This is a genomic window from Streptomyces sp. NPDC096176 (genome assembly GCF_044763255.1).
Lineage (GTDB): Bacteria > Actinomycetota > Actinomycetes > Streptomycetales > Streptomycetaceae > Streptomyces.
In genome coordinates, this window is record NZ_JBIWFV010000002.1 from 142,862 (window position 1) to 165,475 (window position 22,614).

The window sequence follows — 22,614 nt, forward strand, 5'->3', positions numbered from 1 at the left end:
CCTCGACGTCACGAACTCCAGTTGCCTCCACGCACACTGAACAACGAGCCGATAAACGTACAGTTACGCGATACGCCTCGGCCCCCGCCCACAGGGGCAGGGGCCGAGGCGAAAGCCGTCACGATCGCCGTCTCATTCCCGGCCGTCTCACTCCTCGCCGGCGAGCTTGAGGACCCGCAGCTTCTGGCCGGCGTACCAGGTGGCCACCACCGTGACGCCCGCCAGCAGGGCGATCGCCGCCGGCAGGCCCACGTCGGAGCCGATCAGCCCCTCGCCGCCGATCTTCTCCGCGAGCGACAGCGACCACTGCTGGACACTGAGCGTGCGGGCGCCGGCCACCAGGCTGCCGAACAGCGTCTCCCACACCAGGGCGTAGACGAGTCCGATGACCACGGCGTGCCGGCTGACCGTGCCGAGGAGGAGGAAGAGGGCGCTGTACGCGACGGACGCGACGAGCGCCGCCACCGTGTAGGCGATGGCGACCTGCTGGCCGTTGCCGTTCAGGATGAAGCCGGCGATGAACGTGGGCACCGCGGAGAAGGCCATCGTCACGGCGATCGCGACGATCAGCTTGGTGAAGATGATCGTCGGCCGCTTCACCGGCTTGGCGAGCAGGTAGACGATCGAGCCGTCGTCGATCTCGGGGCCGATCGAGCCGGTGCCCGCGATGACTCCGATCAGCGGCACCATCGTGGCGAGGGCGAATCCGCCGAGCACATCGGCGGCGACCTGGTCGTCCGCGCCGTTGAAGGCCCGCACGGCTGCGGCGATCAGCAGCAGCAGTCCCGGCAGCACGAACAGGATCGCGGCCCGGCGCCTGCCGAGAACGGCCCGATAGGTGAGCCGGGCGACTGTGGGGTCGTACATGGACGTCACAGCTCCTTTCAGGCCGCTACGAGGTAGGAGAAGACCGACTCGAGGGACTCGTCGGAGGGCGAGACCGTGAGCAGCCGGATGGACTGCTCGCGGGCGACCTTGGGGAGCAGCTCGGTGAAGCGGCCGAAGTCGACGGCTTGGATGCGCAGCGCGCCCTCTGCCAGGTCGACCTCGATGCCCGCCGTCGACGGGTCCGCGATGAGGGCCGCGGCGAGCGCCCGGTCGTCGCTGGACCGTACGAGGTAGCGGTGCGGCCGGTCCGTCATCAGTCGGCGGATGCGGCGGAAGTCCCCGCTCGCCGCGTGGCGGCCGGCGACGATCACCTCGATGTGGGAGGCGAGTTGCTCGACCTCCTCCAGGATGTGCGAGGAGAACAGGACCGTGCGGCCCTCCGCGCCCATGCGCCGCAGCAGGTCCATCAGCTGCATGCGCTGGCGCGGGTCCATCCCGTTGAACGGCTCGTCGAGCAGCAGCACGGACGGCTCGTGAACGAGCGCGGACGCCATCTTCACGCGCTGGCGCATGCCCTTGCTGTACGTCGAGATCTTGCGGTCCTGCGCGTACTCCATCTCGACCGTGGCCAGCGCCTTCTGGGCCTCTTTGGCGCCCAGGCCGTGCAGTTCGGCGTTGGCGACGACGAACTCGCGTCCTGTGAGGAAGTCGTACATCGCCTCGCGCTCGGGGACGATGCCGATCTGCCGGTACACCGACTCGTTGCGCCAGATCGGGGCCCCGTCGATGGTGACGGTGCCGTTGGAGGGGGCGAGGAAGCCGCCCATCATGTTGATGAGGGTGGACTTCCCGGCACCGTTCGGGCCGAGGAGCCCGGTGACGCCCGGACCGATGGTCATGGTCACGTCGTTGACGGCCACGACGTTGCCGAACCACCGCGAGGTGTTGTCAATGCTGATGGTGGTCACAGCCCGACCTTTCGGTAGCGGCGCATGAGGACGCCGTACGAGCCGGCGACAAGCGCGAGGACGACGAGCAGGTAGACCACGCCCGCCCCGGCCCCGGGGCCCTCGCCGCCGGGGAACGCGGATTCAGCGCCAAGGAAGGCGGTCTGCACCCCGTCGATGAGCGTGACCGGCGAGAACAGACCGAGCCACTTGATGACCCCGGCCGACCCGGTCTCCCAGGCAATGGCCTGGACGGTGGAGACCGCGCCGTAGGTGATGGTGAGCGTCGCGATCACAGCGGCGACGCCGAATCCGCGGCGCGGCGTGAACGCGGCGAGCACCAGCCCGATCCCGCCGAAGAGGACGGACAGGAGAGCCACGGACACCATGCCCTGCGCAAAGCCCTTCGTCTGGTCGGCGAAGTCGAACTTGGCCAGCAGCGCGCCCAGATACAGGATCACCAGCGGTGTCGCGGTGAGCACGAAGACGGCGGACGCCATGGCCGCGAACTTGGCGAGGACGTAGTCGACGCGTTCGATCGGGCGCGAGAAGTACAGCGGTACCGATTTGAAGCGCAGGTCCCGTGAGACCGACTGCGGCGCCTGTGCGGCGAGGAACAGGGCGATGAGCGCCTGCATGATGATCGCGAAGCGCGTGTACTCGACCGGCAGGTCCGACATCGTCGGTACCGAGATCGCGACCGCCACCATGATGGCGGCGACCAGGCACATGATCCCGAGCAGAATCATCGGCAGTACCTTGGACTTGGCGGATCGGCCGAGTCCGAAGGCCCCGCGCAGCGACTGCGAGTAGAGCGAACGGCGCGCGTAGGCGCGACCGAGGCGGGGGCCGTCGTAGTTGCGGTATCCGATGTTGTGGATCCGCGTCGTCTCGGGGGTCTGGCCGCCGTGCGTGTGGGTGCTCATCGGCTCTGCACCTCCATGGCCTGCGCGGCCTCCGGGCGGAAGACCTCCGCGATGTGATGGCGTCGCTGTTCCATCCGGACGAGCCCGAGACCGAGATCGGCGACCGTGTCGCGCACGATGTCGTACGTCTCCTCGCCGGTCGCCTCGAGCAGCAGGATGTGGCCGGCTCCCGGCAGGCCGTCCTCCGTGCGCTCGTGCAGCTGGAGCCCGGCGGCGGCGAGGGCCTTCCGGAGCGCGGCCGTACCATCGGGGTGGGTGTCGGAGTCGGTGACCTCGACGGCGAGCGTGGTGGTGATCTGCGTGAAGTCCTTGGTGGAACTGGAGCGCAGCAGCGTGCCGCCGTCGATGACGACGACGTGGTCGCAGGTGCGCTCGAGCTCGCCGAGCAGGTGCGACGTGACCAGGACCGAGATGCCGAAGTCGGTGTGGACGCGGCGGATCAGGCCGAGCATCTCGTCACGGCCGACGGGGTCGAGACCGTTGGTCGGCTCGTCGAGGAGGACCAGCTGCGGGTCGTGGACCAGTGCCTGGGCGAGTTTGACGCGCTGTTTCATGCCGGTCGAGTAGCCGCCGATGGGGCGGTAGCGCTCCTCGTAGAGACCGACGTGGCGCAGGGTGTCCGCGGTGCGTTCCCGCGCTGCCGTCGGCGGGAGGCCGGACATGCGCGCCATGTGGACGACGAACTCGGTGGCCGAGACGTCGGGCGGCAGGCAGTCGTGCTCGGGCATGTAGCCGACGCGCTCTCGGATCTCGGCGCCGCTCGTGGCGACGTCCAGTCCGAGCACGGCGGCCCGTCCCTCCGTGGCGGGGGACAGACCCAGCAGGATCTTGATCAACGTGGACTTGCCGGCTCCGTTGGCGCCCACCAGTCCGGTCACACCGGGGCCGATGTCCAAGGAGAGCCGGTCAAGCGCGGTCACCCGGGGGAACCGCTTGCTCAGGCTTTCGGTCGCGATCACAGTCACAGTTCGAAGGTAGTGGCGCTCGGCACACCTGACGTCAGCCTCGCGGCTCTATCCGTCTCCGACTCAAGAGGTACAGGCCCGTAGGGGCAAGGCGAGCGAAGTCCACGACGAACCGGGGTTGTGCACACCCCTTGACGCAGCCGCCGTCCATTGTCACATTCATCAGTGTCACGTTACGGCTCGTACAGCGCAGGAAACGGACGGTGGCATGGCCTCAGCAGTGACAGCCGAACGGACCGCGGAGCTCCGCGGTTTCCGAGACGTCCAGCGCCTGGCGTACGAGTGCGCGGAAGCCGTCGCGGCCCAGCTGAAGCCCGGTGTGACCGAGCGCGAGGCGGCGCGGATGCAGCGGGAGTGGCTGCGCGAGCGCGGGGTGCGCGACTGGTTCCACCTGCCCTTCGCCTGGTTCGGGGACCGCACGGCGTTCACGGACTTCCGGACACCTCTGCAGTTCTTCCCGACCGACCGTGTCCTGGAGGCGGGAATGCCGTTCATCCTCGACATGGCGCCGGTCCTGGGCGGCTGCACCGCGGACATCGGCTACTCGGGCTGCCTCGGCCCGAGTCCCCTCCACGACAAGCTGCTCGCCGATCTCGAGGCACACCGTGAGCTGATCCTGCGCGAAGTGCGCGAACGACGGCCGCTGCGCGAGATCTACGGAAGCGTGGACCGGTTGATGGTCCGCCAGGGGTACGCCAACAGGCACCGCGCCTACCCGTTCGGCGTGATCGCCCACAAAATCGGCCGAGTGCGGGATTGCCGCCGGTCTCCGAGTCTCTTCGGGTTCGGCACCCAGGCACTGAAGGGCCTGGCGCGAGACGCCCTGCACGGACACCGCGACGGATGTTCCCGCTGTGGAGCCCCTACACGTTCTCCGACCATCCGCCCCGGCCGGGGCTGTGGGCGGTCGAACCGCACCTCGGCTTCCGGGGTACGGGCGCGAAGTTCGAGGAGATCCTGGTCGTCACCGACTCCAAGGACCCCGAGCAGAGCGCTTTCTGGCTGGACGACGATCTGCCGCATGTGCGGCGGTGGGCACAGGAGAGGAACCGGTGAGCGTGGGAGCACTGTCGGGGGCGCGCGAGCGCCGGGTCCGTACGGGAGGAATCGAGCTGTGCGTCTGTGAACTGGGCGACGAGGCACAGCCGACCGTGATGCTGGTCCACGGGTATCCGGACAGCAAGGAGGTCTGGTCCGAGGTCGCGTACCGGCTGGCGGACCGCTTCCATGTCGTGCTGTACGACGTCCGGGGACACGGCCGCTCCACGGCCCCGACCCCGCTGCGCGGCGGCTTCACCCTGGAGAAACTGACGGACGACTTCCTGGCGGTCGCCGACGCGGTGAGTCCGGACCGGCCCGTGCACCTCGTCGGCCACGACTGGGGGTCCGTGCAGGCCTGGGAGTTCGCCACGGTCGCGCGGACAGAGGGCCGCATCGCCTCCTTCACCTCCATGTCGGGCCCCTCGCTGGATCACTTCGGACACTGGATCAAGCGGCGGCTGAGCCGCCCCACCCCGCGCAGGGTCGGACAACTCCTCGGTCAGGGCGCGAAGTCCTGGTACGTGTACATGCTGCACACACCGGTGCTGCCCGAGCTGGCCTGGCGAGGCCCGCTCGGCAAGCGCTGGCCGAAGATACTGCAGCGCGTCGAGAAGGTGCCCGCGGGTGAGTATCCGACGGCGTCGCTGCCTCAGGACGCCGCCCACGGCGCATGGCTCTACCGGGACAACGTCCGGACCCGGCTGCGCCGCCCACGCACCGACGCCCACGCCCACGTGCCCGTCCAGCTGATCACGCCGACCGGTGACGCGTTCTTGTCCGAGCGGCTCTACGACGATCTGGGCGAATGGGTGCCCCGGCTGACCCGCCGGTCCGTGGCCGCCAAGCACTGGGTGCCACGGACTCGGCCTGATCAACTCTCCTCGTGGATCGCCGAGTTCATCGACGCGCACGAGGGTGGACCGAGCAGGCCGGCGGGGCCGGGGCCGACGACGAAGCCGGCCACCGGGGCGTACGCGGAACGGTTCGGCGGACAACTCGTCCTGGTGACGGGTGCGGCGAGCGGTATCGGACGGGCCACGGCGTACGCGTTCGCGGAGGCCGGGGCGCGCATCGTGGCCGTGGACCGGAACGCGGAGGGCGCCGCCAGGACGGCGGAGATGTGCGGGCTCATCGGTGCCCAGGCCGCCTGGGGTGAAGCGGCCGACGTCAGCGACGAACAGGCCATGGAGAAACTGGCCGAGAAGGTCGCCGCCGAGTACGGCATCGTCGATGTGCTGGTCAACAACGCCGGGATCGGGCTGTCGGGCCCCTTCCTGGACACCTGCTCAGACGACTGGAAGAAGGTCCTTGACGTCAATCTGTGGGGCGTGATCCACGGCTGCCGGATCTTCGGTGGACAGATGGCAGAGCGCGGCCAAGGCGGCCACATCGTCAACACCGCCTCGGCCGCCGCCTATCTGCCCTCCAAAACCCTGCCCGCTTACAGCACGTCCAAGGCGGCGGTTCTGATGCTCAGCGAATGCCTGCGGGCCGAACTGGCCGGCCGCGACATCGGCGTCACCGCGATCTGCCCCGGCATCGTCAACACCGGCATCACCTCCACCGCCCGCTTCGCCGGAGTGGACGAGATGGAGGAGAAGCGGCGGCAGAAGAAGGCGGCCCGCCTGTACGGTCTGCGCAACTACCCTCCGGAGAAGGTCGCCGACGCGATCCTGCGGGCGGTGGTGCGCAACCAGGCGGTCGTGCCGGTCACCCCCGAAGCCCGGGGCGCGCACTTCATGTCACGGTTCGTGCCCGGGGCGCTGCGCGCATTGGCCAGGCTCGAGCCGCGGCTGTGAGCAGTCCAGCCGGCCGTCGTGGAGGGAGCGGATGTGTCCGAGCAGTCAACAGCCGAGTACCGGATCGAGGACCTGGCGCACCACAGCGGCGCCACGGTCCGCACGATCCGGGCCTACCAGGACCGGGGGCTGCTTCCCAAGCCCGAGCGGCGAGGCCGTTCCAACGTGTACGGCTCCGCGCACCTCACCCGTCTGCGCCAGATCGCTGATCTCCTCGAGCGGGGCTACACCCTCGCCTCCATCAAGGAGTTGCTGGAGGCCTGGGACACGGGCCGTGGCCTGGGCGGTGTGCTCGGACTCGTGGCCGAGGTGCAGGGGCCGTGGACCGACGAGGAGGTCGCCAGGATCTCCCGGAAGGAACTGGAGCGCAGATTCGGCGGCGCGCCCGACGAGGACGCCTTCGCCGAAGCGGTGGAGCTCGGCGTGCTGGAGCCGATTCCCGGGCGTGAGGACGAGTTCCTGGTTCCGAGCCCCCAAGAGCTGTCGGTGGCGGCCGAGTTGCACGCGGCGGGCGTACCGCTGTCGGCAATTGCAGGGCATCTGAGGGAGGTACGGGAGCAGGTGGAGCACATCGCCTCCCGGTTCCTGGAGTTCACCACCGAGCATGTCTTCGCCCGCTTTCTCGAGCACGGGCCGCCGACCGACGCCGACGCGGCGGAGGCGGCGGCTCTCGTCCGGCGGCTTCGCCCCCTCGCTCGGCAGACGCTCGACGCCGAACTGGCCCGCGCCATGCAGATGTTCGCCACCCTGCACCTGCAGCAGCACCTCGTGGCCGACGGGCCGCCTCCCGCGGAGGAGGGGCGCACAACGGTCACCCTGTCGGCAGAGACAATGCGTGCTGTACGCCGTCTGGTTGGCGTGGGCCACGTCGATGCCTTTGTCCACGCGGCTACCGAAAGAGAGCTGCAGGCCAGGACGTTGGACGACCTGGCAGCAACACATCGCAACAACACACATATTACCCAAAGGGGGTAAATGGTAACAGCGTTGTCCACAGAATCACCAATTCCCCTGTGGATAAGCCAAGTTGTCTGTGGATCAAACCTTCAAGCTGAAATTTTTTGAGTGGCGTCGCCGACATCCGACCGTGCACGCTGGCCCCATGAACGCAGGACCCGCCGACGCGGCACCCGACGAGAGGCGCACCGTCAAGGTGTCGAAGTACCTCTCGAAGCATCTGCGCCACCAACCCGACCGCATCGGCGTCACCCTCGACGCGAACGGCTGGGTGCGAATCGACGAGCTGATGCGGGCTGCGGCCGAACACGGCTTCCGGATCACCCGGGCCGAACTCGACCACGTCGTCGCAGTCAACGACAAACAGCGCTTCACGATCGACGGCGACCGCATCCGCGCCAACCAGGGCCACACCGTCGAAGTCGACCTCGACCTGCCTGCGGCGGAGCCACCCGAGTACCTGTACCACGGGACCGTCGCCCGCAGCCTGGACGCGATTCGCGCCGAAGGGCTGCGGCCCATGAACCGTCACGACGTGCACCTGTCGCCCGACCGGGAGACCGCGACGCGCGTCGGTGCGCGCCGCGGCAGGCCCGTCGTCCTCCCCGTGCACGCGGGCGCGCTCCACCGGGCGGGCCATGGCTTCCGGGTGAGCGCCAATGGCGTCTGGCTCACCGACTTCGTGCCCCCGGAGTTCATCCGCTTCCCCGGGGACCGGTAAACCGGCGACCGGACCGCCGCGCACGGGCGCCACGGGGCGGGCGGCTGAGGCCCGTCCGCCGGGGCCGCGCGCCACGGGCGGTCCTCAGCCGCCGAGCTGGGCCAGGCCCTCGGTCGCGATCTGCTCGAAGACGGCCTGGTCGGCCGCGAAGTCGGAGTCGGGGATGGGTGCGTGGATCGCGATCTCGGTGAAGCCGAGTTCGAAGTGCCTGCCCGCGAAGTCGACGAACGCGTCCAGCGACTCGAGCGGCCGGCCGCGGTCCGGCGTGAATCCGGTGAGCAGGATCTTGTCGAGCTCACCCACGCTCCTGCCGACGTCGGCGCACGCCTTGGCGAGTTTGTCGATCTGCCCGCGGATGGCATCACGGGACTCTTCTGGGGTGCCCGACTCGAAAAGCCTCGGGTCGCCGGTGGTCACCCAGGCCTGCCCGTACCGTGCCGCGAGCTTCAGCCCGCGCGGGCCGGTCGCGGCGACCGCGAACGGCAGTCGCGGCCGCTGCACGCACCCGGGGATGTTGCGCGCCTCCACCGCCGAGTAGAAGGCGCCTTCCTGCGTCACGGAGTCCTCGGTGAGCAGCCGGTCGAGCAGCGGCACGAACTCGGCGAACCGGTCGGCGCGTTCCCGCGGTGTCCAGGACTCCTGGCCGAGCGCCGTGGCGTCGAAACCCACACCGCCCGCGCCGATGCCCAGCGTGATCCGCCCGCCCGAGATGTCGTCCAGGGAGATGAGCTCCTTGGCCAAGGTCACCGGGTGCCGGAAGTTGGGGGAGGTGACGAGCGTGCCGAGGCGCAGTCGCTCGGTCGCCGCGGCGGCGGCCGTCAACGTCGGCACCGCGCCGAACCAGGGGCCGTCGCGGAACGTTCGCCACGACAAGTGGTCGTACGTGTACGCGGCGTGGAAACCGAGCTGTTCGGCGCGCAGCCACTCGTCGCGGCCGCCGCGCTGCCAGGGACGGACAGGGAGAATTACGGTGCTCAGACGCATGCCTTAGAGCGTACGTGCCCGAGCGGTCCGCGATACCGGCCACTCAAATGTGCGCCCTCTCGCACGCCCGTGCACTCGGTACGGGAGAATGGATCTGTGACCTCAGCTACCGATCCCCACCGCCTGCCCCTCACCACGCCCCGGCTGATCGCCACCGACCTCGACGGAACGCTGCTGCGGGACGACAAGTCGGTCTCCGACCGGACGATCGCCGCACTCGCAGCCGCGGAGGAGGCCGGGATAGAGGTCTTCTTCGTCACCGGCAGGCCGGCCCGCTGGATGGATGTCGTCAGCGACCACGTCCACGGCCACGGCCTCGCGATCTGCGCGAACGGCGCGGCGGTGGTCGATCTGCACTCCGGCGGAAAGCTTCTGGAGGTCCGCGATCTGCCCAGGACGACCGCCATGGACGTCGTACGGACGCTGCGCACCGCCGCGCCCGGCACCTCGTTCGCGGTCGAGCTGACCACCGGCATCCATTACGAGCCGGACTATCCGCCCTTCCACCTCGACCCGGGCGCCACCGTGGCCGCCGCGGAGAAGCTGCTCCACGAGGAACAGCCGGGCGAAGGCGCCCCCGTGATCAAGCTGCTCGCCCACCACCCGGATCTGGTGCCCGACAGCTTCCTCACCCTGGCCCGTGTCGCGGCGGGCGAGCTGGCGTCGTTCACCCGCTCGAGTCCGACGGCGCTGCTGGAGGTCAGCGGCCTGGGCGTGAGCAAGGCGAGCACCCTCGCGCTCTGCTGCGCGCAGCGCGGGATCTCCGCCGACGAGGTCGTGGCGTTCGGCGACATGCCCAACGACGTGGAGATGCTGACCTGGGCGGGGACCTCCTACGCCATGGGCAACGCGCACCCGGATGTGATCGCGGCCGCGTCCGGGCGGACGGTCGCCAACAACGAGGACGGCGTCGCCGTGGTCATCGAGCAGATCCTCGCCCGCCAGATGGAAGAGCGTCAGGTCTGACCGGCACGACGGGGGACGCGTCCGGGCGGACGGTCGCCGACAACGAGGACAGTGCCGCCGGGCTCACAGAACCACGCCGCGTTCGCGCAGCCAGACCACCGGATCCACCCCCGACCCGATATAGGGCGTGAGCCGCGCCTCGAAATGCAGGTGCGGCCCCGTCGAGTTGCCCGTCGTGCCCGCCTGGCCGATCCACTGGCCGGTGCGCACCTGCTCGCCCTGGTCGACGGCGACGGACGCCAGGTGCGCGTACTGGGTGTAGTAACCGTCCGAGTGCGCCACGACGACCTGCATGCCGAAACCGCCGCCGCAGGAGACGCTGACGACCCGCCCGGCCCCGACCGACCGCACCAGAGCGCCGATACCGAGGGCGAAGTCCTGGCCCGTGTGCCGATGCGCCCAGAGCGCGCCCACGCTGTCGAAGCCCGCGGACAGTGCGTAGTGCTCCACCGGCGCCACCCATTCCGGGCCCGCCGGCGGTGCCGGCTTTTCGGGCCGCACGGCACCGGCGCACTTGCCCGCCGCCGCGCTGCGGTCCGCCTGCGCCTGCAGCTCCCACTGCGCGGCCTCGAGCTTGGACTCGATACCCCGCTTGACGGCCGCCAGCCGCGCGTGGCGTACGGCGAGGTCGTGCCAGGCGGCGGTGGCCTTCTCCTCCGCCGCGCCGAGTTCCCGCTCGGCCTTCCGCGCCCGGTCCAGCAACCGGCTCACCGCCTGTTCGGCCTGCGCGGCGATACGGAAGCCGCGCAACAGGGCGTCGGGGTCGTCGACGAGCAGGAGGCGGCCGACGAAGGCGAGGGAGCCGCCGGTCCGGTACTGCTCGCGCGCGGCAGCTCCGACGGCGTCGTGAATCGTGCCGCGGCGTTGCCGCTCCTGCGCCAGCCTCTCCTGGAGACGGTCGGCGACGGCACGCTGCCGATCGGCCGCACGCTTGCCCCGCTCGTACTGCTCCGTGGCCTTGGCCACGTCCTCGTAGAGCCGTGTCACAGCGATGCCGGTAGGTGGCGCGGGAGCGTCGTTCGCCACGGCGGAGGGCACCGGCGCAACGAGAAGCGCGCACAGCACCACCGGGATGATCAGCAGCCGGTCGCGGTGTCTCAAGCACATCCAGGGATCGTCGCCCGGGATCGGCGGGATCTCGGGGACCGGTGCGGTGTCGTAGGGCCACCTGGCCGAGTTACCGCCGCAACTCGGGGGACAAGCGCGGCGGGCGCTACGACTCCCGACCGGAAGACGCGTCGGGCAGGGCCGGTCCGGAAGGCGGGTCGGGCGCGTCCGGCAGGGCCGGTCCGGAACCCCCCGCGGGCGCGCCGAGCAGGACCCGCCGCCCGTCGGGAGGGCGCCCGATACGCCGGACCACTTCCTCGCTCACACCCGACGTCACGAAGTCGGACAAGCCTTCCCCCTCGGCGTCGACGACGCCGATCGCGGCACAGCGTGCGTCCGCCGGCTCTGCGGCTGTCCGGCAGATCCGGTCGAGCGTGGCGTGCAACTCGAGTCCGGTGCCGACGGTCCGCATGCATTCCAGAAGTTGCGGCACCCGAGCGGCGACGTCAGCGGACGAGCCCCGGACGCCGCCCGCCTCCCCAACGGTGTCAGCGGACGAGGTCGGGAGGCCGCCCGTCTCCCGGGCTGCGGCGTCGAGCGGGCCCTCCGATTCGGACACGTTCGTGACCCGAGACTAAGTAGTCCCATTTGGCATAGGAAGTCGGGTGTCGAGCTCGTCCGCGGCCCGCTCCCGCTGCAGCATGGCCCGCAGCGGCCCCTCCACCACGGCGAGGTCTTCGTACGCACCCCGCTGCACGACCCGTCCCGCGTCCACGACCACGATCTCGTCGACCGCCTCCAGACCGCGCAGCCGATGTGTGATCAGCACGGTGGCGGGCGCGGGTTCCGCTGCCTCGCACTCCGCGTCCGTGGCGGTGCCTCGCCCGGCAGCCCTCGCCGCGGCCGCCCGGCTCTCGGTCGCCGCCAGCAGATCGGCGGTGAGCGCGTCGGCCGTCGCCAGGTCGAGATGCTCGGCGGGCTCGTCCAGCACCAGGACCGGGAACCCGGCGAGCAGTGCCCGCGCCAGGGCCAGCCTCCGGCGCTGGCCTCCCGACAGCTGGGCACCGTGCTCACCGACGAGCGTGTCGAGACCGTCGGGGAGACCGTCGACCCACTCCAGGAGCCGGGCATCGTCGAGAGCCCGACGCAACTCCTCCCACGTCGCGTCCGGGCGGGCGATCCGCAGATTCTCCCGAACGGAGCTGTCGAAGAGATGGGCGTCCTGGGCACACAGCCCGACGAACCGCCGCACCGCGTCACCGTCCATCGTCGCCGCGGGCACGCCCCCGATGGTGTACCGCCCCTGGTCGCAGTCCAGGAACCGGAGCATCACCTGCGCGAGCGTCGTCTTGCCCGAACCCGAGACCCCCACGACCGCGACCCGCTTCCCCGGCGTCAGCGTCAGGTCGAAGCCGCTCAGTGCGTCCCGTTCCTGTTCCGGGTAGCGGGCGCCGACCCCGCGCAGCTCCAGCGGGAAAGCCGTCTCGGGGGGAGCAGCCGGCCGCTCCGGCTCCCGGACGAGCACAGGGGCGTCGAGCACCTCGTACACCCGCTCGGCGCTGCGCTCGACGCGCCGCCGGTACTGCACGGCGAGCGGCAGCGCGGCGACCGCTTCGAAGGCGGCGAGCGGCGTGAGCACGACGACCGCCAGAGCGACACCGTCGAGACGGCCCGCTCGCACGGCCAGCACACCGACCAGCGCGGCACAAACCACCGTCAGACCGCAGACGAGAGCGGAGAGTCCGCCACCGAGCGCCGTGGCGGCGGACTGCCGCGCGGCGATGCGCGTCAGCTTCCGGTCCGCCTCGCGCGTCGACTGCAGCCGCCGCGGGAGGGCACCGGCGACGGCCAGTTCCGCCGTCCCTCCGAGCAGTTCGACGATCCTGGTCGTGAGGACACCTCGGGCCGGTGCGAGTTGCTGCTCCGCGCGCCGGGCGATGGCCCCGCCGGCCAGCGGTACGCCGACACCCGCCACGAGCAGTCCCACCGCCAGGACCATCCCTGCCTCCGGCAACAGCCACGCCGTGAATCCGACGGACGCCGCGCCCACGACCACGGCCGTTCCCGCCGGCAGCATCCAGCGCAGCCAGTAGTCCTGGAGGGCGTCCACATCGGCGACGAGCCGGGAGAGCAGATCGCCGCGGCGGGTACGGCCCAGGCCGGCGGGCGCGATGCGTTCGAGCCGGCCGTACACGGCGACGCGCATTTCGGCGAGCGTCCGCAACACGGCGTCATGGGACACCAGACGTTCCGCGTACCGGAAGACGGCCCGCCCGATGCCGAACGCCCGGGTGGCCGTCACGGCCACCATCAGATGGAGTACCGGCGGCTGCTCCGACGCCCGGGAGATCAGCCATCCGGAGACCGCCATGAGCCCCACGGCGGAGCCGAGGGCGACGCTGCCCAGCAGAAGGGCCAGGCCGAGCCGGCCCCGGAGGTGGTCTGCACCAGCGCGCACCCGCACCAGCGGCGACCGTCTGCTGCGGACCAGAGCGTTTCGGGGAGCCGCCGGCTCAACACCCGTCTCCTGTACCGCCTCTGCGCCGGGGTTCGTCCGCGCCGCCCGGTCCGTCACACGTGCTTCGGCCCGCCTGCTGTCCGTTGTCGCGGCCGGGCGGGTGAGAGTGACGACGCGGTCCGCCACGGCCAGCAGGGCGGGCCGGTGGACCAGCAGCAGCACCGTCCGGCCCTGAGCCAGTCGGCCCACCGCTTCGACGATGTCCGCCTCGGTCGCTCCGTCCAGCGCGGCTGTCGGCTCGTCCAACAGCAACAGCGGCCGGTCGGCGAGGAACGCCCTGGCCAGGGCAAGTCGTTGCCGCTGGCCGGCCGAGAGCCCCGAGCCGTCCTCGCCGATCGGCGTGTCCATCCCTCGGCGGAGAGCGGCGACGAAGTCGTACGCCCCTGCCGCCCGCAGCGCTTCCCGTACCGCCGCGTCGTCCGCGTCCGGGCGGGCGAGCCGTACATTCTCCGCGATCGTCCCGGCGAAAAGATACGGAGCCTGCGGCACCCAGGCGATCCGCTCCCGCCAGCGGTGGACATCCAGCTCGGCCAGGTCGGTTCCGCCGACCCGTACGCTCCCCTCGGCCGGCTCCACGAAGCCGAGCAGGACGTCCAGCAGCGTGGACTTCCCGACGCCGCTCTCCCCGACGAGCGCGACCGTCTCGCCGGGCTCAACCACCAGTGAGACCGAGTCCAGCGACGCCTCGTCCCGGCCCTTGTGCCGAACGGTCACCGCGTCCAGCTCCAGCCGGAAAGTGTCGGGCACCGGACGCTCGCCGGACTCCCGCGGAGCCGTCTCGAGGACCTCGAAGATCTCCTGGGCCGCGGAGAGTCCCTCCGCCGCGGCGTGGAACTGCGCCCCCACCTGCCGGAGCGGCAGATACGCCTCCGGCGCGAGGATCAGAATCACCAGCCCGGTGTACAGATCCAGATCACCGTGGACCAACCGCATGCCGATGCCGACGGCCACCAGAGCCACCGACAGAGTCGACAGCAGCTCCAGCGCGAACGATGACAGGAACGCGATCCGCAGCGTGCGCAGCGTCGCCTGCCGGTACTGGGAGGTGATGGCTCGAATCGAATCCGCCTGTGCCTTCGCCCGTCCGAAGACCTTCAGCGTGGGCAGGCCCGCGACGATGTCGAGGAAGTGGCCGGAGAGCCGGGACAGCAGACTCCATTGCCGGTCCATGCGTGACTGTGTGGCCCACCCGATGAGCACCATGAAGACCGGAATCAGCGGCAGGGTCAGCACGATGACCGCGGCCGAGATCCAGTCCTCCGTGACGATCCGCGCGAGCACCGCGACCGGCACCACAACCGCGAGTCCGAGCTGCGGCAGATACCGCGAGAAGTACTCGTCCAGCGCGTCCACGCCCCGGGTGGCGAGCGCGACCAGCGTTCCGGTGCGTCGCCCGCTCAGCCGGCTCGGTCCCAGTTCGGCCGCCCGCTCCAGCAGCCGTCGCCGTAGCTCCGACTTCACGGCGGCGCTCGCCCGATGTGCGGCGAGCTCGGTGAGCCAGGAGACAGCCGCCCGCCCGACCGCCACCGCCGCCAACAACGCCAGCGGTGTGGACAGGCCGGAGACGGACAGTCCGTGCTGAAAGGCCCCGACGACCACCTCGGCGATGAGCATCGCCTGCGCGATGACCAGTGCCGCTCCGGCGAGCCCGAGCACCACTACCGCGGCCAGGAATATCCGGGTGGCCCGGGCATACCGGAGCAGACGCGGGTCGATCGGTTTCACGTGAAACATCCCCCGCTAGTGGGCGTCGGCAATGTGCTGGGTGCCTATCCGCTTGCGGAACACCCAGTACGTCCAGCCCTGATAGAGCATCACCAGCGGCGTGGCGATGGCCGCCAGCCAGGTCATGATCTTCAGGGTGTACGGGCTCGACGAGGCGTTGGTGACCGTGAGGCTCCAAGCGGAGTCCAGCGAGGACGGCATGACGTCGGGGAAGAGCGCGAGGAACAGCATGGCCACAGAGGTGGCGATGGTGACCCCGGACAGGGCGAACGACCAGCCCTCACGACCCGCCTTGATGGCACCGACTGCGCCGGCCAGCGCCGCCACCGCGACGACCAGCGCCACCAGGCTCTTGCCGTCCCCGCGTGCCGCCTGGGTCCACAGCAGGAACCCGAGCACCGGCACAGAGGTGAGCAGCCCCAACTTCCATGCGAGCGCCCTGGCCCGGGTCCTGATGTCGCCGACCGTCTTCAGCGCGGCGAACACGGCGCCGTGGAACGTGAAGAGAGCGAGCGTGACCAGTCCGCCGAGCAGCGCGTACGGGTTGAGGAGATCGAAGAACGTACCGACGTACTCCTTGTTCTCGTCGATCTTCACCCCCCGCACGATGTTGCCGAAGGCCACGCCCCACAGGAAGGCGGGCAGCAGCGAGGTCCAGAAGATCGCATGCTCCCAGTTGGTCTGCCAGCGCTCCTCCTCCCGCTTGTGCCGGTACTCGAACGCGACGCCGCGCACGATCAGGCAGACCAGGATGAACAGCAGCGGGAGGTAGAACCCGGAGAACATCGTGGCGTACCAGTCGGGGAAGGCCGCGAACGTCGCCCCGCCCGCGGTGAGCAGCCACACCTCGTTGCCGTCCCAGACAGGCCCGATGGTGTTGATCAGCACGCGCCGTTCGGCGCGGTCCCGCGCCAGCAGTTTGGTGAGGACGCCTACCCCGAAGTCGAAGCCCTCCAGGAAGAAGTAGCCGATCCACAGAACGGCGATGAGTACGAACCAGACGTTGTGGAGTTCCATGCCTCAGCAGCTCCTCTGCGGCCTCAGTAGGAGAAGGCCATCGGCCGGTCGGCGTTGCTGTCGTCGCCGCCGATCTTGGTGGGCGGGGCGAGGTCGGCTTCCGTGAGCTCGGGCGGCCCGGCCTTGACGTACTTCACGAGCAACCTGACCTCGATCACCGCGAGCACCGCGTACAGCGTGGTGAAGACGGCCATCGAGGTGAGCACCTCGCCCTGGGAGACCCCGGGGGAGACCGCGTCGCGGGTGCGCAGCACGCCGTAGACGACCCACGGCTGCCTGCCCATCTCGGTGAAGATCCAGCCCCAGGAGTTGGCGATCAGGGGGAAGGCCATGGTCCACAGGGCGATCAGCCAGTACCACTTGCCCAGTCGGGGGCTGAGTGCCTTGTTCCTGAAGAGCACCAGATGCGGAACCTCGTCCTCGCCGGTCCGCAGGGCGGGAGGCAGCAGGAACTTCCTCCGGGTCAGCCAGAGTCCGATCATTCCGATGGTGAGAGAGGCCATCCCGAAGCCGATCATCCAGCGGAAGCCCCAGTAGGCAACGGGGATGTTGGGGCGGTAGTCGCCGGGACCGTACTTCTCCTGGAGTTCCTCGTTGACGTCGTTGATGCCGGGGACGTACGAGTCGAAGTCGCTGTGCGCCAGGAAGGACAGCAGGCCGGGGATCTCCACGGCGACCTTGTTGTGCCCCTTGTCCACGTCTCCGTAGGCGAAGACGGAGAAAGGCGCCGGCGCCTCCCCGTCCCACAGCGCTTCGGCGGCGGCCATCTTCATGGGCTGCTGCTCGTACATCACCTTGCCGAGGAGGTCTCCGCTGACGGCTGTCAGCAGCCCGGCGGCGGCGACGGTGACCAGTCCCACCCGCAGGGAGGTCCGCATCACGCGAATGTGCTTCCTGCGTGCCAGGTGGAAGGCCGAGATGCCGGCCATGAACGCTCCGCCGACCAGGAAGGCCGCCGTCATGGTGTGGAAGAACTGGGTGAGCGCGGTGTTCTGGGTCAGGACCAGCCAGAAGTCGGTGAGCTCGGCCCGCCCTCGTTCCTCGTTGATCCGGTAGCCGACCGGGTGCTGCATCCAGGAGTTGGCCGCCAGGATGAAGTACGCGGAGAGGATGGTGCCGATGGAGACCATCCAGATGCAGGCCAGGTGGATCTTCTGCGGCAGCTTGTCCCAGCCGAAGATCCACAGCCCGATGAACGTGGACTCGAAGAAGAAGGCGATCAGCGCCTCGAAGGCGAGCGGAGCACCGAAGACGTCGCCGACGAAGCGCGAGTAGTCGGACCAGTTCATGCCGAACTGGAACTCCTGGACGATGCCCGTGACCACACCCATGGCGATGTTGATCAGGAAGAGCTTGCCCCAGAACTTGGTGGCCCTGAGGTACTTCTCGTTGCCCGTACGCACCCAGGCGGTCTGCAGGCCGGCGGTGAGCGCGGCGAGCGAGATCGTGAGGGGGACGAACAGGAAGTGGTAGACGGTGGTGATGCCGAACTGCCATCGCGCCAAGGTCTCGGGCGCCAGAGCCAGGTCCACGTCGTCTCTCCTTACGTCGCCGTGGTCACAGCGGCAGCCGACCCCTCCCGTTCCATCCGAAGACGGGAGAAAACAGGTCCGCTTGTGAACGCGTTCACATTCACAAGCATTATGACTCACACGAAATCCGCACCTTCTATCGGGGGTCACTCTTGAGGGGCCTTCCCAAGAACTTCAACATATTGTTGAATTTGATCCATGCAGATACGGATCTCCTGGCCGAGCGGACACCTGACCGCCACGATCGACGAAACCCCCACGAGTAAGGCGCTCATGGGGGTTCTGCCGTTCTCCGCGACGGCGCAGACCTGGGGCGAGGAGGTCTACTTCCAGACGCCCGTCTCCGTCCCTCAGGAGTCGGACGCGCTCCAGGTGGTGGAGCCCGGCACCGTCGCCTTCTGGACCGACGGCGACGCCCTCGCCCTCCCCTACGGGCCGACCCCGATCTCCCTCGGTGAGGAATGCCGCCTCGCCAGTCCCTGCAATGTGCTGGGCAGAATCGACGGCGACCCCCGCCAGTTGGCACGGGTCAGGGCCGGCGACCCGGTCCGGGTGGAGTGCGTGACCCAGGACTGAGGCCGGCGCCGGACACCACTGGCCGAGGGCCGACAAAGCCGGCTCCTCTTCGCTTTGACAGCCCCGAGCGGACCTCTACAGACCCTTGCGGAACGTCTCCGCCGTGTGCAGGAACACGTCCATCGCCTCGGACTCGCCGATGGTGACGCGCACACCCTCGCCCGCGAACGGCCTGACAACGACGCCCGCCTTCTCGCAGGCCGCGGCGAAGTCCAGCGTGCGCTCCCCGAGGCGCAGCCAGACGAAGTTCGCCTGGGTCTCGGGCACCGTCCAGCCCTGCTCGACCAGGCCCTCGTACACCCGGGTGCGCTCGCAGACCAGCGATCCGACCCTTCCGAGCAGCTCGTCCTCGGCACGAAGCGAAGCCACCGCCGCGTCCTGCGCGAGCTGGGTGACGCCGAAGGGCACTGCCGTCTTCCGCAGCGCCGCCGCCACCGGCTCATGAGCCACGGCGAAGCCGACCCGCAGGCCGGCCAGGCCGTACGCCTTGGAAAAGGTACGCAGCACCGCGACGTTGGGGCGGTCGCGGTAGATCTCGAGGCCGTCGGGAACCTCGGCGTCGCGGATGAACTCCCGGTACGCCTCGTCCAGCACCACCAGTACATCGGAGGGCACCCGGTCGAGGAAACGATCCAGCTCCGCACGGCGGACCACCGTGCCGGTCGGGTTGTTGGGGTTGCAGACGAAGATCAACCGCGTCCGGTCGGTGATCGCGTCGGCCATCGCGTCGAGGTCGTGCACCTCCCCCTCGGTCAGCGGCACCTGCACAGGGGTCGCCCCGCTGATCCGCGTGATGATCGGGTACGCCTCGAAGGAGCGCCAGGCGTAGATCACTTCGTCGCCGGGACCGGAGGTCGACTGGAGCAGCGACTGCGCGACGCCCACCGAGCCGGTGCCCGTCGCCAGGTGCGTCACCGGCACCCCGAACCGGTCCGCGAGCTCGTTCATCAGACCGGTGCAGGCCATGTCGGGGTACCGGTTGAAGTTCTGCGCCGCCGCCATCGCGCTCTCCATCACGCCCGGCAGCGGCGGATACGGGTTCTCGTTGGAGGACAGCTTGTAGGCCACCGGGCCGCCCGCCGCCGCCGGCTTGCCCGGCTTGTACGTGGGGATGCCGTCCAGCTCGGCGCGCAGCTTGGGGCTCGTCTCGCTCACCGCAGGTCCTCCTCGACCGTCCGTGCAGATCGGTACCGCTCAACCAATACTGCTCACCTTATGAGGATTCGCCGCCGCTGCGAATGGCCGGGCGCAATGAACACCTGCGGCAGTCTCGGGGAAGGCTTCCGAAGGGTGCGATCGTGGGGGGAGCGCGCCCTGCTCGGCGCGCGCCAGTGGCGCACGCCGTGGCGCGCATCGCCCGTAGTGATGAGTTGAGACCTCTTCGAGACATGGGCCGTTCGCCAGGCCTCGAAGGCACCGCACCCGTCACCGCCCAGCCATGGCATCCAACTGGCTTTGCTTCCAAGGGTGTTAGGCCATAATGATCATGCAGAAACGTGCCTGCCGACGTGGGCATATGCGACCGGCCCTACCACCCGCGCGAGCCCTACTATCGGCTCGCCATGACAGCAGCAGGGAAGCATCAGGTGAGCCGGACGGACACATCCCGCCGAGGCAGCAGGCAGGGCCGGGCAGGCATCAGAGACGTGGCCGCCGCGGCCGGCGTCTCCATCACAACCGTCTCCGACGCCCTCAACGGCAAGGGCCGGCTGCCGGACGCCACCCGCAGACACGTCCGCGAGGTCGCCGAGCGGCTGGGCTACCGCCCGTCCGCCGCGGCCCGCACCCTCCGTACCGGAAAGTCGGGCTTAATCGGCCTGACGGTGACGACATACGGGGATGAACCTTTCACCTTCACGGAGTTCGCGTACTTCGCCGAGATGGCCAGAGCCGCGACCTCGGCCGCGCTCGCCCGCGGCTACGCACTGGTCATCCTGCCCGCCACCTCACGCCATGACGTCTGGTCGAACGTCGCCCTCGACGGCACGATCGTCATCGACCCCTCCGACCACGACCCGGTCGTCACCGAGCTGGTGCGCCAGGGCCTGCCCGTCGTCTCCGACGGCCGTCCCGCCGGCACGCTCCCGGTGACCGCCTGGGTCGACAACGACCACGAAGCCGCCGTCCTCGATCTGCTCGACCATCTCGCAGACGCCGGCGCCCGCCGGATCGGTCTGCTCACCGGCACCACCACCGACACCTACACACGGCTGTCGACCACCGCCTACCTCAGCTGGTGCGAGCGGGTCGGCCAGGATCCGGTCTACGAGTCCTACCCCGCCCACGACCCGTGCGCCGGCGCCGTCGCCGCCGACCGGCTCCTCGCCCGCCCCGACCGGCCCGACGCCGTGTACGGGCTCTTCGACCCCAACGGCACGGACCTGCTCGCCGCGGCCCGCCGCTACGGACTGCGCGTCCCCGACGATCTGCTGCTCGTGTGCTGCAGCGAGTCGACCGTCTACGCCACCACCGAACCGCCCATCACCACGCTCTCGCTGAAACCGCGGCGGATCGGCACGGCAGTCGTCCAGCTCCTGATCGACGCGATCGAGGGAATCGACGAGGACCGGCCGGTCGAGCAGGTGATACCCACCGAACTGATCGTCAGGACCTCGTCGCAGCGTCGCTCTCCGCGGACGACGGTGAGTGCCCCGCGGTCTCCCGCGAAGGACTAGTCCGTCCCACATCCGTCCCGCAGGAAGGACTAGACCTTAACAATTGGGACGAAACAACCGGCAAATCAGGGGATGAGCAAGGATTCACCACCCCTGGTGCGTCACACACCGCCTGGCTCATTCCTATGATGGGCGAACGACACCGCGGACCACCCCGACCAGGCTGGGCCGAGAGGTGAACGGCGGCGCGACGGTGGTGGAGGGGTCGATGACTCAGGGGGCCGGTCAAGGACCCGTGGTGCGGACGGCGACGTTGCGCGATTTCCGCGTACCGCCGTACGCGCAGGTGCCCGTGCAGTCGCACTCGGCGGACCTCGTTCACGCGGGACACGAGGGACACCCGGGGAACGCCTTCCCCGAGGGCGATACCCCGGAGGGCTACACCCCGACGGCGCGTGACCTGCCGGTCATCGCCAGAGGCGGACCCGGCGACACCGTCCAGGTCCAGGTCGACCCCGCCGACACGCCGGCCCCCGACGGCCGCGGCACGCTGTACGTCGTCGGCGACGTCCACGGATATCTGGACGAGCTCCTCGCGGCCCTCGCCGCGCAGGGCCTCATCGACGCCGAAGGACGCTGGGCGGCGGGCAACGCACGCCTGTGGTTCCTCGGCGACTTCACCGACCGCGGTCCCGACGGTATCGGCGTGATCGACCTCGTCATGCGCCTTTCGGCCGAGGCCGCGGCGGCCGGCGGCTACTGCAAGGCCCTGATGGGCAACCACGAACTACTGCTGCTCGGCGCCAAACGCTTCGGCGACACCCCCGTCAACTCCGGGGCGGGCACCGCCACCTTCCAGGCGGCCTGGCTTCTCAACGGCGGCCAGAAGGCGGACATGGACCGGCTGCAGGAAGTGCACCTGCAGTGGATGGCGCGGCTCGACGCGATCGTCGAGGAGGACAGCCACCTGCTGCTGCACTCCGACACGACCGCGTATCTCGAGTACGGCTCCACCATCGCGGACGTCAACGACACCGTGCACGCGATCCTCACCCGCAACGACGCCGACGAGTGCTGGGACCTGTTCCGCAAGTTCACCAAGCGTTTCGCCTTTCGCGACGAGGGCGGCCCGCAGGCGGTGCGCGAACTGCTCTCCGCGTACGGCGGCCATCGGATCGTGCACGGCCACAGCCCCATTCCGTACCTGCTGGGCGAAGTGGGCACCGAGGACGGCGAGGACGGGGAGCGCCCTGTGGTCGACGGTCCGCACGTCTACGCGGACGGTCTCGCGATCGCCATGGACGGCGGCGTGACCATGGCCGGAAAGCTGCTTGTCCAGCAGCTCCCGCTGGCGAACTGAGCCGACTCGCGGCAGGTGATTTGCACAAACCCCCTGTCACCCTGTGCCGTAACCGCTCTACCATCGGCTTATCCGTAGCAGACTCTCCTC

17 protein-coding genes and 2 pseudogenes are annotated in these 22,614 nt (G+C 69.6%); 8 read left to right on the forward strand and 11 right to left on the reverse strand.

The annotated features are described in order from the left end of the window. Positions 1–147 precede the first annotated feature (147 nt). From ACIQ7Q_RS05815 to ACIQ7Q_RS05830, 4 genes are read right to left on the reverse strand one after another with little or no spacing between them, the layout of a single operon-like run. The gene (locus tag ACIQ7Q_RS05815; protein WP_403856678.1) at positions 148–867 is read right to left on the reverse strand and encodes an ABC transporter permease subunit; all 720 of its coding nucleotides are present in this window, start codon (positions 865–867) and stop codon (positions 148–150) included. 17 nt (positions 868–884) lie between these two features. Then, entirely contained in the window at positions 885–1,796 is a 912-nt protein-coding gene (locus ACIQ7Q_RS05820; RefSeq protein ID WP_403856680.1) for an ABC transporter ATP-binding protein, read from the reverse strand. After that, entirely contained in the window at positions 1,793–2,701 is a 909-nt protein-coding gene (locus ACIQ7Q_RS05825; protein WP_403856682.1) for an ABC transporter permease, read from the reverse strand. Before ACIQ7Q_RS05825 ends, ACIQ7Q_RS05820 begins: the two co-directional genes overlap by 4 nt. Continuing rightward, positions 2,698–3,660 carry an ABC transporter ATP-binding protein gene (locus ACIQ7Q_RS05830; RefSeq protein ID WP_403857974.1) on the reverse strand — a complete coding sequence of 321 codons (963 nt, stop codon included), beginning with the start codon at positions 3,658–3,660 and terminating at the stop codon, positions 2,698–2,700. The genes ACIQ7Q_RS05825 and ACIQ7Q_RS05830 overlap by 4 nt, the downstream gene beginning before the upstream one ends. A gap of 214 nt (positions 3,661–3,874) precedes the next feature. On the opposite strand from ACIQ7Q_RS05830, the pseudogene ACIQ7Q_RS05835 reads away from it, so the two are divergent. The 4 genes and pseudogenes from ACIQ7Q_RS05835 (at position 3,875) to ACIQ7Q_RS05850 (ending at position 8,184) form a co-directional block, all read left to right on the forward strand. Next, a pseudogene (locus ACIQ7Q_RS05835) lies at positions 3,875–4,722 on the forward strand (M24 family metallopeptidase). A 2-nt stretch (positions 4,723–4,724) separates the two neighbouring features. Then, the gene (locus ACIQ7Q_RS05840; protein ID WP_403857976.1) at positions 4,725–6,506 is read left to right on the forward strand and encodes an SDR family oxidoreductase; all 1,782 of its coding nucleotides are present in this window, start codon (positions 4,725–4,727) and stop codon (positions 6,504–6,506) included. 33 nt (positions 6,507–6,539) lie between these two features. Next, positions 6,540–7,481, forward strand: coding sequence for a MerR family transcriptional regulator (locus ACIQ7Q_RS05845; protein ID WP_403856684.1), 942 nt, complete (start codon positions 6,540–6,542; stop codon positions 7,479–7,481). A gap of 127 nt (positions 7,482–7,608) precedes the next feature. Next, the gene (locus ACIQ7Q_RS05850; protein ID WP_403856686.1) at positions 7,609–8,184 is read left to right on the forward strand and encodes an RNA 2'-phosphotransferase; all 576 of its coding nucleotides are present in this window, start codon (positions 7,609–7,611) and stop codon (positions 8,182–8,184) included. Between the two features lie 84 nt (positions 8,185–8,268). On the opposite strand, the gene ACIQ7Q_RS05855 is transcribed toward ACIQ7Q_RS05850, so the two are convergent. Then, positions 8,269–9,168 (reverse strand): LLM class flavin-dependent oxidoreductase, encoded by a 900-nt coding sequence (locus ACIQ7Q_RS05855; protein WP_403856688.1) that lies wholly within the window; start codon positions 9,166–9,168, stop codon positions 8,269–8,271. Between the two features lie 96 nt (positions 9,169–9,264). Between ACIQ7Q_RS05855 and ACIQ7Q_RS05860 the strand changes: the two genes are divergently transcribed. After that, the gene (locus ACIQ7Q_RS05860; protein ID WP_403856690.1) at positions 9,265–10,134 is read left to right on the forward strand and encodes a Cof-type HAD-IIB family hydrolase; all 870 of its coding nucleotides are present in this window, start codon (positions 9,265–9,267) and stop codon (positions 10,132–10,134) included. A gap of 63 nt (positions 10,135–10,197) precedes the next feature. On the opposite strand, the gene ACIQ7Q_RS05865 is transcribed toward ACIQ7Q_RS05860, so the two are convergent. The 5 genes and pseudogenes from ACIQ7Q_RS05865 to ACIQ7Q_RS05885 all read right to left on the reverse strand — a co-directional run bounded on the left by ACIQ7Q_RS05865 (position 10,198) and on the right by ACIQ7Q_RS05885 (position 17,973). Next, complete coding sequence (locus ACIQ7Q_RS05865) at positions 10,198–11,241, reverse strand: peptidoglycan DD-metalloendopeptidase family protein (RefSeq protein WP_403856692.1); 1,044 nt, start codon at positions 11,239–11,241, stop codon at positions 10,198–10,200. A 195-nt stretch (positions 11,242–11,436) separates the two neighbouring features. After that, positions 11,437–11,800 (reverse strand): annotated as a pseudogene (locus tag ACIQ7Q_RS05870) (histidine kinase); the annotation flags it as partial. Positions 11,801–11,815: 15 nt separating this feature from the next. Next, entirely contained in the window at positions 11,816–15,424 is a 3,609-nt protein-coding gene (gene cydD / locus ACIQ7Q_RS05875; protein ID WP_403856694.1) for a thiol reductant ABC exporter subunit CydD, read from the reverse strand. Between the two features lie 15 nt (positions 15,425–15,439). Further along, positions 15,440–16,441 (reverse strand): cytochrome d ubiquinol oxidase subunit II, encoded by a 1,002-nt coding sequence (gene cydB, locus ACIQ7Q_RS05880; RefSeq protein ID WP_403856696.1) that lies wholly within the window; start codon positions 16,439–16,441, stop codon positions 15,440–15,442. Positions 16,442–16,464: 23 nt separating this feature from the next. Next, positions 16,465–17,973, reverse strand: a complete 1,509-nt coding sequence (locus ACIQ7Q_RS05885) for a cytochrome ubiquinol oxidase subunit I (RefSeq protein ID WP_403856698.1) — start codon at positions 17,971–17,973, stop codon at positions 16,465–16,467. Between the two features lie 198 nt (positions 17,974–18,171). On the opposite strand from ACIQ7Q_RS05885, the gene ACIQ7Q_RS05890 reads away from it, so the two are divergent. Beyond that, entirely contained in the window at positions 18,172–18,549 is a 378-nt protein-coding gene (locus ACIQ7Q_RS05890) for a cyclophilin-like fold protein (protein WP_403856700.1), read from the forward strand. A gap of 75 nt (positions 18,550–18,624) precedes the next feature. Here the strand turns inward: ACIQ7Q_RS05890 and hisC are convergent, their stop codons facing one another. Next, positions 18,625–19,704, reverse strand: coding sequence for a histidinol-phosphate transaminase (gene hisC, locus ACIQ7Q_RS05895; RefSeq protein WP_403856702.1), 1,080 nt, complete (start codon positions 19,702–19,704; stop codon positions 18,625–18,627). A gap of 407 nt (positions 19,705–20,111) precedes the next feature. On the opposite strand from hisC, the gene ACIQ7Q_RS05900 reads away from it, so the two are divergent. Beyond that, positions 20,112–21,224: a LacI family DNA-binding transcriptional regulator gene (locus tag ACIQ7Q_RS05900; RefSeq protein ID WP_403856704.1), complete on the forward strand. Its 1,113-nt coding sequence runs from the start codon at positions 20,112–20,114 to the stop codon at positions 21,222–21,224. 208 nt (positions 21,225–21,432) lie between these two features. Further along, positions 21,433–22,524 carry a metallophosphoesterase gene (locus ACIQ7Q_RS05905; RefSeq protein ID WP_403856706.1) on the forward strand — a complete coding sequence of 364 codons (1,092 nt, stop codon included), beginning with the start codon at positions 21,433–21,435 and terminating at the stop codon, positions 22,522–22,524. Positions 22,525–22,614 lie beyond the last annotated feature (90 nt).